This window comes from Neolewinella antarctica (genome assembly GCF_011927835.1).
Taxonomy (GTDB): Bacteria; Bacteroidota; Bacteroidia; order Chitinophagales; family Saprospiraceae; genus Neolewinella; species Neolewinella antarctica.
Map to the genome: position 1 here is coordinate 345,216 of NZ_JAATJH010000002.1, position 13,286 is coordinate 358,501.

At 55.6% G+C, this 13,286-nt stretch carries 11 protein-coding genes; 2 read left to right on the forward strand and 9 right to left on the reverse strand.

Going from position 1 to position 13,286, the window contains the following annotated elements; all coding sequences use genetic code 11:
- Genes GGR27_RS06725 through GGR27_RS06765 form a run of 9 tightly spaced genes read right to left on the reverse strand, consistent with a single transcriptional unit; the run spans position 1 to position 11,031 of the window.
- Complete coding sequence (locus tag GGR27_RS06725) at positions 1 to 852, reverse strand: polysaccharide deacetylase family protein (RefSeq protein WP_168036649.1); 852 nt, start codon at positions 850 to 852, stop codon at positions 1 to 3.
- Complete coding sequence (locus GGR27_RS06730) at positions 849 to 1,814, reverse strand: glycosyltransferase (protein WP_168036650.1); 966 nt, start codon at positions 1,812 to 1,814, stop codon at positions 849 to 851. Before GGR27_RS06730 ends, GGR27_RS06725 begins: the two co-directional genes overlap by 4 nt.
- Positions 1,811 to 2,938 carry a glycosyltransferase gene (locus GGR27_RS06735; RefSeq protein WP_168036651.1) on the reverse strand — a complete coding sequence of 376 codons (1,128 nt, stop codon included), beginning with the start codon at positions 2,936 to 2,938 and terminating at the stop codon, positions 1,811 to 1,813. The genes GGR27_RS06730 and GGR27_RS06735 overlap by 4 nt, the downstream gene beginning before the upstream one ends.
- Positions 2,939 to 2,972: 34 nt before the next feature.
- Positions 2,973 to 4,007, reverse strand: coding sequence for a glycosyltransferase family 2 protein (locus tag GGR27_RS06740; RefSeq protein WP_168036652.1), 1,035 nt, complete (start codon positions 4,005 to 4,007; stop codon positions 2,973 to 2,975).
- A 10-nt stretch (positions 4,008 to 4,017) separates the two neighbouring features.
- On the reverse strand, positions 4,018 to 5,193 hold the full coding sequence (locus GGR27_RS06745) for a glycosyltransferase family 4 protein (RefSeq protein WP_168036653.1): 1,176 nt from the start codon (positions 5,191 to 5,193) through the stop codon (positions 4,018 to 4,020).
- The gene (locus GGR27_RS06750; RefSeq protein ID WP_168036654.1) at positions 5,190 to 6,458 is read right to left on the reverse strand and encodes a hypothetical protein; all 1,269 of its coding nucleotides are present in this window, start codon (positions 6,456 to 6,458) and stop codon (positions 5,190 to 5,192) included. Before GGR27_RS06750 ends, GGR27_RS06745 begins: the two co-directional genes overlap by 4 nt.
- Positions 6,458 to 7,888 (reverse strand): oligosaccharide flippase family protein, encoded by a 1,431-nt coding sequence (locus GGR27_RS06755; RefSeq protein ID WP_168036655.1) that lies wholly within the window; start codon positions 7,886 to 7,888, stop codon positions 6,458 to 6,460. The genes GGR27_RS06750 and GGR27_RS06755 overlap by 1 nt, the downstream gene beginning before the upstream one ends.
- Before the next feature lie 14 nt (positions 7,889 to 7,902).
- The gene (locus tag GGR27_RS06760) at positions 7,903 to 10,221 is read right to left on the reverse strand and encodes a GumC family protein (protein WP_168036656.1); all 2,319 of its coding nucleotides are present in this window, start codon (positions 10,219 to 10,221) and stop codon (positions 7,903 to 7,905) included.
- 39 nt (positions 10,222 to 10,260) lie between these two features.
- Positions 10,261 to 11,031 carry a polysaccharide biosynthesis/export family protein gene (locus tag GGR27_RS06765; RefSeq protein ID WP_168036657.1) on the reverse strand — a complete coding sequence of 257 codons (771 nt, stop codon included), beginning with the start codon at positions 11,029 to 11,031 and terminating at the stop codon, positions 10,261 to 10,263.
- 456 nt (positions 11,032 to 11,487) lie between these two features.
- Between GGR27_RS06765 and GGR27_RS06770 the strand changes: the two genes are divergently transcribed.
- Positions 11,488 to 12,372 (forward strand): YicC family protein, encoded by an 885-nt coding sequence (locus tag GGR27_RS06770; RefSeq protein WP_168036658.1) that lies wholly within the window; start codon positions 11,488 to 11,490, stop codon positions 12,370 to 12,372.
- A gap of 16 nt (positions 12,373 to 12,388) precedes the next feature.
- Entirely contained in the window at positions 12,389 to 12,943 is a 555-nt protein-coding gene (gene gmk, locus GGR27_RS06775; RefSeq protein WP_245184481.1) for a guanylate kinase, read from the forward strand.
- Positions 12,944 to 13,286: the final 343 nt, after the last annotated feature.

A 13,286-nucleotide genomic window follows, 5' to 3' on the forward strand; every position in this document is an offset into this window, starting at 1 on the left:
TCATTGCCGGACTGCTTTGAGGTACTGCCACGCCCCGCTGGCTTTCAGCGCTAGTTCGTGGGGGTTAGCGGTGTCATTCACGTCGAGGCGGTGGAGGCGGTAGAGATCCGTTGTGGCGTCGTTGAAGCCGTGTTCGACCGTCAGGCCACACGCGTAACCGGCGTTCTTGGTTTCTTCGATGGTGCCGGCGTCGTAATCGCCATTGGGGTAGGCCAACGCGTTGATCCGCAGGCCGAAGTCATTTTCGAGTTTTTCCTTTGCTCCTACCAGAGTAGCCTGCACCCGCGCTTGTCGGCAACTGGTTAAAATAGGGTGGAAGCGCGTGTGGGACTGGAAATTAATGAACGGCCGCATCTCCTCAATTTCCCGCGCGGAAAGCGCCTGACGTACGTCGTATTCCTCTTCCTCGTTGAATCCAATGTCGGCTAACTCTTCGAGGCGCTCCTGATTAGTCAGCAGCTTGAGCTCTTGCACCGGTAACTTGCCCTCGGCGTGAAGAAACCAGAAGTGGCGCTGAGTATTCACGATGGCGGAGCACAGAAAGATGGTGGCGGGCACGCCGTATTTTTTGAAAACGGGCAGCAGCGCGTAATTGCCGCGGTGGCCGTCGTCGAAGGTGATGACGGTGGAATAGTCGGGTAATTCCGCCGTCGTCCCGTTACGCCTGGCTTCCAGGTAAGCGTCGAGGCTGATGATGTGGTACCGCGCCGTGAGGTACGCCAGGGCGCTTTCCATGGCGGCGGGCGTGGGGTCGTGAAAGAGCAAGATCGTAACCTTGCGCCGCTGGTGAAAGCTGCGGAATAAGCTGGCCAGGCCGCCCACGTGGAGTATTTTGAAGAGTTGATCTATCATTTAGTCAGCAGTTTTTGCTCCGCCCGCTCGTAAAGATCGGCCCAGCGGCGGCTGATGGATTCGTGATCGTATATGCCTTTACCGATGAAAGCGTTACGTATTTGCGTGCGATCCGCCGCAAAAGCTGCCGTGACCGCCGCGGCGATCACCTGCGGGTCGCGCGTGTGGACCACCCGGCAGGACGGTACGTTTTCGACCATTTTGGCCACGTCGCCAACGGCCACCGACACGACCGGCAAGCCACAACTCAGTGCTTCCTTCACCGCCTGGGGCGAGCCTTCACTGACGGAGGTCATCACCAAACAATCGGCCCGGTTCATCAGGTCCCTTACTCCGGTGCGCGTCAGTTTTTCCAGAGGTGCGAAAGCTACCTCCGTTCCGGTCTGAAACTTTACCTCTGCCATAATGCGCTCGAAAAGAGGGAAATCTTTGACCGGCACGCTGGGCGACCCCGGAAAGACTAACAGCCTACCCGGGCCCCTGCTCGTGTGACCGGTTGGCTTGAACAGATCGACGTTGACGCTGCACGGGAGCATCTCGTAGGCGTCGGTGTACTGGCTTACGATGGCGTTCATGTTGTCGTTGAGGGTAAAGACGCGGTCTACTTTCGGGAGTAACCTTTTGGTGATCGCCACCTGCGCGTGCTGCCCCTGCTCCTTCTGAATATCCGCCCCGTGTAGCGACAAAAACACCGGCACGTCCGGCCGGTAGAACAACCGCCACAGGCCGGCGAGGCCGTAGTGGACGTGAATGAGGTCGTAGTTGCCCCGGCGGATCATCCGCGGGACCAGGTAAATAGCCTTTAAGTATTCCTTCCAACCGTGTTCCATGCCATTCATTAGGTACACGTCGTGGGAGGCATCCAGATAGCGGGCCGCATCCGCGATCTGCTCCTTCACGAAGATGCCAAAGACGGGCTTTTTCTCCGTGGGGTACATGTTGGTTACGTAGAGGATTCTCATAAGGGCAGGGTGTTTTCGTGTGCCACTGGCTTGGTATTCGATCCTGGGTGGGTTCCCATCACCCTACGTAGGTAGGGCATCAGTTGTGTATCCACGATGTGCGCGTAAGAGAATTGTGCCGCCCGTTCGCGAATTTCGGTAGCGGAGAAGTCAGTGCGGCGGCGGTAGATTACTTCCAGGCCTTCGGCAAAAGACTCCGGCGTGTTCTTAATGAGGACGCCGTTGTGCGGTTTGATGATCAATCGGTGTTCGTGGGTGGCGGTAGCGATCACGGGTAAGCCCGCAAGAAAGTATTCGTAGGTTTTGGTAACCGGCTGGAAATTGTAGTAATCCGTGATCGGTACGTAGGAGACACCTACGTTCGCCCGGCTCAGGTACGGTCCTACTTTGTCGCGCTGAATAAATCCGGTCATTTCCACCACCTCATCCAGTCCGTAGCGGGTGACCGCCGCACGCATCCGCTGCTTTTCCGCGGCGGAGCCCCCCCCGATGATGGTGTACTTACACCTAACCTCACCCGCATGGCGCTGGTAAAAAAGACCGAGACCGGCGATGGACTCTTCAAGGTCACGGGTCTCAAAAGTGCCAACGTAGAGGAGGTGTAATTCGTCGTAAGACCGCACGGGAGCGTCGGTAACGGAAGCGCCCAGCGGAAGTACGTTGTAGTTGGTGAACCCAAGGGACTTTCCCAAACTATCGGAAATGAAGGAGTTATGGCGAAAAGCTTTCATCTCCGCCTTCAAAATGGTATTCTTTATGAGTCGCTGAATCGCGCGCCCGTTAACGCTGCCGGTGCGGACATCACAGACCAAGCGCTCTTTCAGCTCACCAATGCCCGACAACACCAGCGACGCTCCGTGAAAGTGAAAAATCAAGGACGCCGCGAAATCGGGAAGATGATTTTTCAATTCGCGCACAAATCGGCGGTTACGGGCAATCAGGCTTCCGTCGCGGCTGGAGTAGATCACTTCCACACCGGGGGCTTCCACGCGCGGCCGGTTGTAATCCCAACAGAAATAAGTGACGTCGCAGTGACGGGTCAACTCCCGCGCGTAAGCGTAGGGGTCCACGTGGTAACCAAACTGGTCACGGGTGACGAGAAGGATTCTTTGTCTTGGTGACATCAAAGGAGTAGTCGGATGATTCAAAATAGCTGGATTAAAATTTATCGTAACGGATAATACAGCGAACCACCAATTTCATGAGAGGTAAAGGGTGGAAATATAAGATATTATGGGCGAACGATTTACGTGCGTAGAAAATAAGCGTGCGGATGCCAAAAGAAGTGGCTTTTTTAGTGATGAAGTAGAACCGGTTGGCGGCTACCCGCCGGAACGCCGCCACGTCGTATTTTTTGTGTTGTTCGTTGTGGCGCAGTAGCCCTAGCAACCAGTCTAACGCGGCTACGTACTGCGGGAAGGTCCGAAACGTCAAGTCTGAATTTAGGATACGGTGAATCCTCAATTCCACGTCGGTGGCGGACATCCCAAACCGTTCGAGTGCCTTTCCGTGCACGATTTTCGAAATGGCAAAAGCACCTTCCTCCTCGGCGTCAAAGCGCTGCGTGAGGCTGTTCTCCGCCGCTCGGTACCGGTAAAGCGCTCGCTGTACAATCCCGAACGAAAAGTGCTCACTGCACCGTAACACAAAATCATAGTCCTCGGCTACGGGTAAAGTGATGTCGTATTCTAAGCCGAATTTACGCACGAGCTCCACCCGCAACATCACCGTGGCGTTGGGGATGATGGGCGTAAAGAGCAAAAACGCACGGAGCACCGCGGGCGACTCCGGGGGGCGCCCCGTGGTTTCTTTACCGGCGCCGAACAGCTGTATCCAACTTCCGCAGGCACCTAGTTCGGGGTGGTCGCTTAGGTAGCTCAGTTGGGTTTCCAGGCGATCCGGGGTGATGAGGTCGTCACAGTCCAACCACGCGAGGAATTCTCCCCGTGATGCGGCGATTCCAGCGTTGCGGGTGTAAGCAACGCCCTGGTTGCCGTCGTTGGCTAACAATCGGATACGCGGGTCGGAGAAAGTATTGCGCACCAGGGCGGGGCCACCGTCCGCTGATCCGTCGTCGATGACCAGGAGCTCCCAGTCCGCGAACGTTTGTTGCAGAACACTTTCGATGGCGGCGACCACGTAGGGCTCACCGTTGTACATTGGCATGACTACGCTGATGACGGGCTGCTGCATTGTGGGCGGATTAAATGGCTTGTTTGTAATACTCGGCGGTGCGGGCTACCTGGGTTGGCAGGGAGAAATATTCTTCGAAAATCTCGTAAGATTTATTCCCCATGCGCCGCCTCTTTTCCGGGTCAGTGATCAGCTCGTAATAGAATGTCGCGAGGGCCTTGTCGTCACCCGGTTTCATCGTGTATCCGTTCTCCCCGTGGTGGATGATTTCGGGGTTACCGCTCACGTCGCTACCCACGCACGGTAGGCGACACGAACAGGCTTCCATCACCGAGACGGGCAACCCCTCCTTACGGGAAGGCTGGGTGTATACGTCAAAGGCGGGTAGGATTTTAGTAATATCACTCCGCACCCCGAGCCAGTGTACGTGCTCGGAAAGGTCCAACTCGGTGATCGTTCGTTTGAGCGCCTCCAGGTGGTTACTCGTTTGCGCCCCGGTACGCAGACCGCCGATGTGACAAAAGGCAAAATCACGTAGCCCATACTCCGTCCGTAACCGGTTGAGGGCGAGTAAGATGGTGTCGATTCCTTTGATTGGCTCGATGGCGGAAACGTTGACGATTAACACCTGGTCCGGCGGCAAACCCAGCCGTTGGCGAATTGAGACCGGGGTCTCCTCAGTGCCGCCCGCCTCGACCCCCAAGTACAATGCTTTCACGTTATCCCGGTCGCCTACGAAATTTAGGTACTCCTCCTGCACTTTGCGGGACACGCAAAAACAGAACTTGCTGTTGCGCGCCAGGAAGCGCAGGTAGTTGCGCATTAAAATTGTTTTCACCCGCCCTTTCTCCGCCCGGTACGCAGCGGGGGATGGAAACGGGGTGATCTCGGAGTGAACGCTGGTAATCAATGGCACGCCGAACCAGCGGGCACAGATGGTAATCATGACCTTCAGGCGGTCATCGAAGTGCGTGTGGGCCAGCGCGGGGCGGTATTTTTTGAACAGCCGGTATATTTGCCGGAACTGACGCGATGCCGATGCGTTTTCCTTAAGCAACTCGACTACTAGTTCCGCCTCGGTAATGTCATTCGCTAGCGTCGGTGCGTAATCTAGGGTATCCACGAATACCATCACGGTCTGGTAACTCTCCGTACGCATTCTTTGCGCCAGAGCAATGCTGAACTTGTCGAAGCCGGAATAGACGATCGGCTGGTAGTTCATAAATTGTAGGATGTGTTTTTTCATGGTAGATTTTTGACGGGCGTAGGAAAAGGACCGGGTTGCTGGGGGAGGTAGTATTTTCGCTCGATACCGTCTTCCTGCACCACGACCGTCCGCAGTTGGATCACGTGGTAGATGTAAAGCGCGAAGACGGTAGCAATCACGTAATGGTGGTGGTAGACCGAAAACCAGGTCACGCTGGTAAACAGTAGGTACCACAAATAATATTTTAGGTACTGGTACTCGGCCGGTAAGGGGACGGTAAAGCTCCGGTACCACATCAACGCGAAGCCCAGGATGGCGAGCAGACCGAAATTTGCGTACACCGCAATGATGCCAACGTCGGACAGGTAATAGCCCCGCCGGTTACCGAGTAATTCCACGAAGCGACCGTAGTAGCCTTCGCCCCAGCGCGCCACGCCGTTGCCGAACACTTGGGCCGGCCACTCGGGAGAAAAATCCGTGAGAAAGTAGGTGCCGGCCCGGACGCGGATGTATTCTTTGCCAAGGTCGGCATCACGCTGCCCGGCTGCGATCACACCGTCGATTTGGGGAATGTCGGCGTTCAGGAGACCGATGAGAAAAAGCCCCGCCGTGGCCAGGGTGACGATGCGGAGCAGAATGTTTTGGGAACGCAGCACGTGGTAGAGAATCAGCAGCGTCATGCCGAGGATAAACTGCCGGGTCACCTGCATCACCGGGATGATGAGCCCCATGGCCGCCAGCGCAATCCAGAACGGCCGACCCGGAGCGCGGGAGGTGATCTTGTTGATTGCCATGAGCGCGGCAAGGATAAAGATGCCGGCCCCGGGAAAGATGATCCGGATAACCCCCCGGTCAACGGAAAACGTATCCCCCCAGAGTGAGCGGCCGAAGTAAATGGTCGGGGCCATCACGAACTGAAAGAAATAGAGCGCCAGGTAAACCAGGCTGAAGCCGACGATTATTTTCTCCAGCGTCGCAATGGAAAAGTTAAGTCGGATCAGTACGAAGAAATAGATCCAGGGCAGGTAGGGTAGCGTTTCGAAAACGGAAACGCTCAGGCTCTGCCCCCACACCAGGTAGGCCATGGGGATGGAGAACACGATGGCGAATACGATGACGCGTACGGCCGGCGTGAACCCACCTTTAGCGCTGATGAGCTGCGGAAGGGCGGCTAGCGCACTAGCACTGATCAGCAGGTAGTTGGTGTAATTTAAGAACTTCGTAGGTACGAACTTGGCGTCGAAAAACTTCAGCGCGAAGGCAGTGATCGTAATCAGGTACAGGGTGGGTAGTAGCTTTTTCATCACCGTACCGCCGTTTTGTAGGTTCGTAAAGTGTACCAGCCCATCCCGCCGCTGATGAGTAGCCAAATTGCCCCCTTCCACAGCCATACTTGTTCGGTAATGAGCCGGTCCGCCGCGGTGGTTACCACAAAAAGCACGATGGCCAGGGCCCAAACCCAGCCTGCCCCCTTAACCGTGATGGCTAGTTTGGTCCGAAAAACGTACCACAGGTAGAACTGAAACAAGACAAACGCAACCACGTAAGCGTAGGCGAGGCCTACCGCACCGAAGTAGCTACCGTAGAAGAGTAAGGGCGTAGCAAAGAGTGAATTAACGATGGCGAGCTGTAGAATGTAGCGCTCGTTGTCGGTCGCCCCCAAAATAGTACCCACCCCGCTGTCGATGGACGTGAGAAAAAGGTACCACACCTGCATCTGGCAAACTACCACGGCTGGTAAGTAACTCGCGGGAAACAACAGGTCTACGACTTCCCGGATGAACAACGAGAACGAGAAACACATCAACAGGCCCGCCAGCATGAAATACTGAAAACCGCTGCTGACGAGCGATTTCAGGCGACTACGGTCACTGACCCACAGGGAAGACAGGTTGGGGAACACGGCCGCCATGGCAAAGTCAAGCACCAAAGAAACCGGTCCGATCAAACGCTGCGCCAGGTTGAAGTAGCCGACCTCGTCGCTGGTCGAGTTGATGTCCAGGAAGTTGTTGGAAAGCCGCGTAAACGGTAACATGACGAGCAGCACGAGGAAGTAAGGCCAGCTCTCGGTCAGCAGGGCGCGGGATGATTCCCAAAAGTTTTTGATCTGACCCTTGAGCAGGTCGTACTTGACTAAAAAGTAGTACAAGAAGACTGCCTTACCCAGGTAAAGACAGAGGTAAATCAGAAAAAGATTGTTGGGCTCGATGAGCTCTACCGGCAGCAGAAAAACCGCTAAGAACCAAAGGACGCTGTGAATAATACTCATCAGCGACGGCGGCAGCATCCGCTCGTGGCCCAGGAAAGCATTCTCGAATAAGTTGCCAAAGACGTTGACGAAAGAAAAGGCGAACACCAGGAACAACTGCCAGGCGTCCAGCGTCCCGAAGTAATAATTATAGATCAGGTAAATCAGCGACAAAGCAATTAGGGAAACCGTTCGCAAAATGGCACCGTTGACCATCAGGTCGTTCGTCCGCTCACCATCCCTAGCGATCGACCGTATGATGATGTTGCGGATGCCAAGGTCACCCACGCTCATGAGCAACATGCCCTGGGCCGACAAAAAAGTAAAAAGCCCGTAGTCGTTCGGAGCCAGTAAGCTCGTCACTTTCAGCACGGTGAAAAAACTAATCACCTGCGCCAGCGCATTACCCGCCGCCAGGTAGGAGAAGTTCCGAACCACCTGGTGGTTCAGGATACCTTTGATCCACGATGTAGCGGGAAACCTCACGCGTGTTGCTTTACTTAAGTGTAGTAGTCCTGCTGACCGGAAGTAACGGAGTTCAGCACCAGGACGGGGTTCATCAGGCGGTCCGCCTCGATTGTTTCTCGGCCCTGCTTTAGGGACGCCTTGGTGCTTACACCTACCCGAATGACGTAAAGCGAGGCGGTGATGTAGCGGTGGAGCAAAACAGCGTCGGACAAAATACCGATCGGGGGCGCATCCACGATGATCACGTCGAAACGTTCGTGTAGGTGCGCGAAAAAGGCTGCTAGTCCCCGGTCATTCGAGATCAAGTCACCGGGGTTCTCAAAGTAGTCTCCGGCGGGCACGTAGTGAACGCCGAGATCCTCACCGGCGGAGTGCACGACCTCGCCGACGCTCGCCTGACCGCCCAGGAAATTGCTGAGGCCCGTGCCGTTGGGCTGGCCCAGGTAATTAGCCACCTGAGCGTTGTAAAAATCAAAATCGACGATCACCACCCGCTTGCGCGCGTGGGCGAAACTTACCGCCAGATTAGCCGCCACGAATGATTTACCCTCTCCCTTTCCGGCGGAAGTCAGGAGAAATACGTTGTCGGCGGCGGGGAAGTGGAACAACAAATTATTACGGAGCGAGCGAAATTGGTCCGATATTTCGCTGCGGGAGGAACCAGCCACCGCCATCCGGTCCTTCCCCCGGTGCTTACTGATCTGGCCCAGTACCGGGCGCCGGGAAAATACCCGTTTGACGTCGCGGACCGCCCCGACTTTGTAATTAAAGATTTCTTCCCGGGCCACGGAGTATAAGAACGGAATGGCTCCACCGAGCACCAGGGCGAGGAACATGAACAGCTTTTTGTTCGGGCTAACGGGGTCGGAGCCGGCGTGGGCCGCGTCGATGATCTCGGCCGTGGTGACGTTGTTGACGTAGGCCAGGGCGGTCTCCTCTTTCTTTTGCAGCAGGTAGACGTACAGGTTCTCGACGATCTTCTGTTCCCGCGAGCGATCCTGCACCTCCCGCTGCTTGGTTGGTACGCTGCGTAACTGGCCCAGGGAGCGGTCGTACTGCGATTGGATGAGCGACTGCCGTTCCACGAGGCTCTGGCGTAGGTTGGTGACGGAGCTTTCGATCGCGCCGCGCAAACTCGCGATGCGTTGGCTAATGGAAATAACGGCGGGGTTGTCCGTCTGGCCCGAAACCAGTAATTCTTTTCGTTCCAGGACGAGCCGGTTGTAGAGCTGCACCTGGTCCGGTATCTGCCCGGTAATCAGCACGGAATTATCGATCGAGATCAGTTGCGGCTCGTCCCCGCGTACGTCCAGTACGCGCTCTAACGAGCGTAGGATGTTGAGTTGCAGCGTGAGGTTTTCTTTTTCCCGCCCGTACTGGTCTACGTTTTGCAGCACGAGGTTGAGGTCGGAGGTCGATTCGTCCGTGATTTCGTTGTTGAGTTTGTACCGCTCCAGGTTGGCCTCTATGCGTTGCAGCTTCTGGTTCGCTTCGGTCAACCGTTCGTCGATGAAGCCCAGCGTATGCTGCGCCGCCTTGTCGGCCTCGGCCATCTTCATCTCGTTGTAGTTGGTCATTAACTCGGTGAGAATGTCTACCCCACGGGCGGGGACGGCGTCCTGAATGCGGAGCAGGACGGTGGTGGAGTTGATGCCCGTGAAGTTGGCTTCCAGGCGGCTGAGGTACGCGTTGGCGACCGCTCGGGTATCGGAAATGGATACGTGCAGCGTCGTTTCACTCGACTGGGGCAGCGCGCCGTTGAGCGCAAAGCGAAAGACGCCAAACTTAGTGGTGATGAGCGAGTCGAACGGGTAGTTACCGACCAACTTGTCGTCCGTGTAAAGCCGGAAGCTTTCGTAGTCTTTCGGTTCTAACCGGAAGCTCAGGTCCACGGGGCCTGCGTTCAGCGGGAGAAAAGAATCGATCAGTACCGGGAAGTCCCGGTAGCCGTCCTTTCGCTCCAGGCCCGCTTGGGTCCAGTAGCCGTACTGAAGGTCTAATTCGTCGACCACCGAGCTCATTAGTTCGTAGGACGTGATTCGCTCGATCTCGTTGTACACGTTCTGAGCCGCGGAAAACACCTGGGTGCTGCGCCTTAGCGGGTCGTCGGTGGGGCCGGTATCGTCACGTTCCGTGATGACGATGCGCGCCGTGACCGCGTATTCGTGCTGCTTCGTCTTGAGGTAAAAGAACATGGCGGCGACCGCGGCCCCCACGAAGAGCACGTAGAGGTACCACCGCCGTAAAAAGTAGCGGCTCAGTAAGTCGACGTAATCGACTTCGGTGACGGCGGAAAGCCCCCTGGTCGGTTCGATAATTAAACCGGTAGGGCCCTGTGGTTGCTCGCTCATGCGGATGGGTTGTGGCGACGGCCGGGCGTGGCGGAGTCGTTAGTTTTGCGTGAGGTTGATGATGACCGCCAGAATGGTCGCTACGGCCGTGATGATGGGAACCGTTTTCGACGTCTGGTCGCGAATTGCCCCGCCCTTCGCCCGGATGGGTTCTACGTACAGCAAGTCGTTCTGTTTGAGGTAGAAATATTCGGAGCTGAAGACGTCGGCCGACGTCAGGTCGAAGCGTTCGTAGTAGCGCTGCCCGTTGGTCTCCCGCACCAGCAGAATGTTGCGGCGGTTCGCGTAGTCGCTGAGGCCGCCCGCCCGCGCAATGGCTTCGGGGATGGAAATGCGATCGTTGAAAATACTGAAGGAGCCTTCCCGGTTTACTTCACCACTCACCGTGACGCGAAAACTCAGTAACCGGACGTTCACAACGGGGTCTTTCATGAATTTCTCCAACAGGCCGACCATCATTTCCCTGACCTGGACGATAGTCTTGCCCTCCACCGGTACGCCACCGACTTGTGGGAAAAAGATGTTGCCCCGGTCCGAGACCAGGTACCCGCCGAGCTGGATCGCCTCTACGTCGATGATGTTGGCGGACGTAGTTGACTTGTTGACGAACGGGGCGATGATTTTTTCGTCGGGCCCAAAGACCTCGATGCTCAGTACGTCGTTCGCCTGGATCTTGATCTCGGGCAGATTGTCGATGGACTGGGAAGTCGCGGCCGGAATGTCCCGCTGGTAGTTGACTAACTCACGGTGCGGGACGCAGGCCGTCAGCAGACAGACTACTCCTAAAACTAAGAGGGAGAAAAATTTCATTGAGCAGTGTTGTGTACGAGCTGAGCAGCCGCTGGTCGGGAAGTGCGTTAAAAACCAACCGGTAGATTTATGTATGAGAGAACTAAAAAGCAGCCCTGCTCAAACGTGCGGGTAGGACGACAGAAAGTACGAAAGTAACGCATTGCTCCGACAATCGTAACCACATGCCCCCACTATTTCTTGTTGGGCCCCCGCGACGTTTCCGTGTTCTTGAGAAAATAATTGTCGACCCGTGGGTGCATTCCGCAGTCTCTTTTGGCTCACCAACAAATATCTCACCCCCCAGGCTGACGCAAAGATTTCTCTGGCGCGGACGCGGGTGCAAGCAAATTGGGTGAAGAAGCAAAATTTACTACCCAAAGACTAAAGACTAAAGACTAAAGACCCCAGACCAAAGACCACAGACCACCAGACCCCAGACCACCAACTCCCAAACTATCCAACTACCTTTACCCCATGCTTCTATCCATGACCGGCTACGGCCGCGCGACCCAGACCGCGAACGACAAAACCTACACCGTCGAGATCCGCTCGCTGAACACTAAGCAGAACGACCTCCGGCTACGCGCCAACCAAACGCTACACAAATACGAAGTCACCCTACGTAAATACTTGCTCGACGCGGTCAAGCGCGGGAAGCTCGACGTTTCCGTAGACATCACCGATGAATCGGGTGGGGGAGCCGTCCGCGTCAACACCGCCCTGCTGACAAAGCTCTACGAAAGCATCTGGAACGATTCGCCCGTCAGCATGGACAATCAGAACCACGAGAATGGCCTGTGGGCCGCCCTCCTCCGCGTCCCGGGCATCATCGAAAGCGCAAACGAACGCCTGTCCGACGAAGATTGGGCCATCGTGAAAGCCACCGCCGCGGCCGCCGTGCAACACCTCAACGAGTACCGGACCCAGGAAGGCGAAGCCATGGCTACCGACCTGACCGGCAACTGCCAAACCATCAAGGACCTTCTCGAAGAAGTCGGTAAGTACGAAGACGAGCGCATCCAGTCCGTCCGCGACCGCATGGAACGCCACCTCGCCGACTTCATGGGCCGGGGCAACGTGGATAAGAACCGTTACGAACAGGAAGTACTGTTCTACCTGGAAAAGATGGACGTCAACGAAGAAAAAGTCCGCCTGAAGCAGAACTGTGACTACTTCGTCGAAATTATTACCAACGACGACGACGTTAAGGGCCGCAAGCTGGTGTTCATCAGCCAGGAGATTGGCCGCGAAATCAACACCCTCGGTGCCAAGGCTTACTCCCCGAACATCCAGAAGCTGGTCGTCAACATGAAAGAACAGCTCGAAATGATCAAAGAACAACTCGCTAATGTCGCCTGATACGCCTACCGGTAAAATGCTGATTTTCACCGCCCCGTCCGGTGCCGGTAAAACCACCATCGTCCGCCACCTACTGAAGCAATTTGACGAACTATCTTTCTCCGTCAGTGCCACCAACCGCCCGTTGCGGGACGGCGAGGTGCACGGCGTCAGCTATTACTTTCTATCCGACGAGGACTTTCAGCGGTGCATAACGGACGATAAATTCGCCGAGCACGAAGAGGTCTACCCCGGTCGCTTTTACGGCACGCTAAAATCCGAGATCGAACGCATCTGGGCCGAGGGGAAAACGATTGTTTTCGACATCGAAGTCAAGGGCGCGACCAATCTTAAAAAGATGTACCCCCGGCGGGCGACGACTATCTTCATCAACCCCCCATCCGAAGAAGCCTTGTTCCAACGCCTCCGCGACCGGAGTACGGAAACGGAAGAGCAATTGCGCGTCCGCATGGAACGCGCGGTTATGGAGCTTGGGTACGTCAATTCGTTTGACCGGGTGTTAGTTAACGATGATCTGGCAATTGCGCTGGCGGAGGCGGAGAAAATCGTGTCCGGTATTTTAAGTAGCTGATGTTACGCAGACTATTTCGCTACACAGCACGAAGTACTGCGAAGCAAAACGCAAAAGCACAAAAACCGGTGTACGGCTACGCCGAAGCACAGTTTGCTCATTCTTATGTGTTTTTGTGCTTATGTGGCATAATCCGGTTGCGTAAGGTCAGTTAAGCAGTTGAGATTATCCCTCCGCTTGTATTAGGTTAAAGGGGCGGGAAAGCATGAATTTAAAAGATATTTTTAAAGATTATCTTGGGGCATCACGAATATGCTTCAAAATATCTACTGTACGCTTTCCATGCCCCCTTGCTTTGTTCCGGTACGTCACGCTCGATTTTACGGGGCGGTCATTTAATCAG

Bases quoted from the DNA above. Each gene is read 5' to 3' on its own strand.
- GGR27_RS06725 (WP_168036649.1), bottom strand. From the start codon at position 852: ATGATAGATCAACTCTTCAAAATACTCCACGTGGGCGGCCTGGCCAGC.
- GGR27_RS06730 (WP_168036650.1), bottom strand. From the start codon at position 1,814: ATGAGAATCCTCTACGTAACCAACATGTACCCCACGGAGAAAAAGCCC.
- GGR27_RS06735 (WP_168036651.1), bottom strand. From the start codon at position 2,938: ATGTCACCAAGACAAAGAATCCTTCTCGTCACCCGTGACCAGTTTGGT.
- GGR27_RS06740 (WP_168036652.1), bottom strand. From the start codon at position 4,007: ATGCAGCAGCCCGTCATCAGCGTAGTCATGCCAATGTACAACGGTGAG.
- GGR27_RS06745 (WP_168036653.1), bottom strand. From the start codon at position 5,193: ATGAAAAAACACATCCTACAATTTATGAACTACCAGCCGATCGTCTAT.
- GGR27_RS06750 (WP_168036654.1), bottom strand. From the start codon at position 6,458: ATGAAAAAGCTACTACCCACCCTGTACCTGATTACGATCACTGCCTTC.
- GGR27_RS06760 (WP_168036656.1), bottom strand. From the start codon at position 10,221: ATGAGCGAGCAACCACAGGGCCCTACCGGTTTAATTATCGAACCGACC.
- GGR27_RS06765 (WP_168036657.1), bottom strand. From the start codon at position 11,031: ATGAAATTTTTCTCCCTCTTAGTTTTAGGAGTAGTCTGTCTGCTGACG.
- GGR27_RS06770 (WP_168036658.1), top strand. From the start codon at position 11,488: ATGCTTCTATCCATGACCGGCTACGGCCGCGCGACCCAGACCGCGAAC.
- gmk (WP_245184481.1), top strand. From the start codon at position 12,389: ATGCTGATTTTCACCGCCCCGTCCGGTGCCGGTAAAACCACCATCGTC.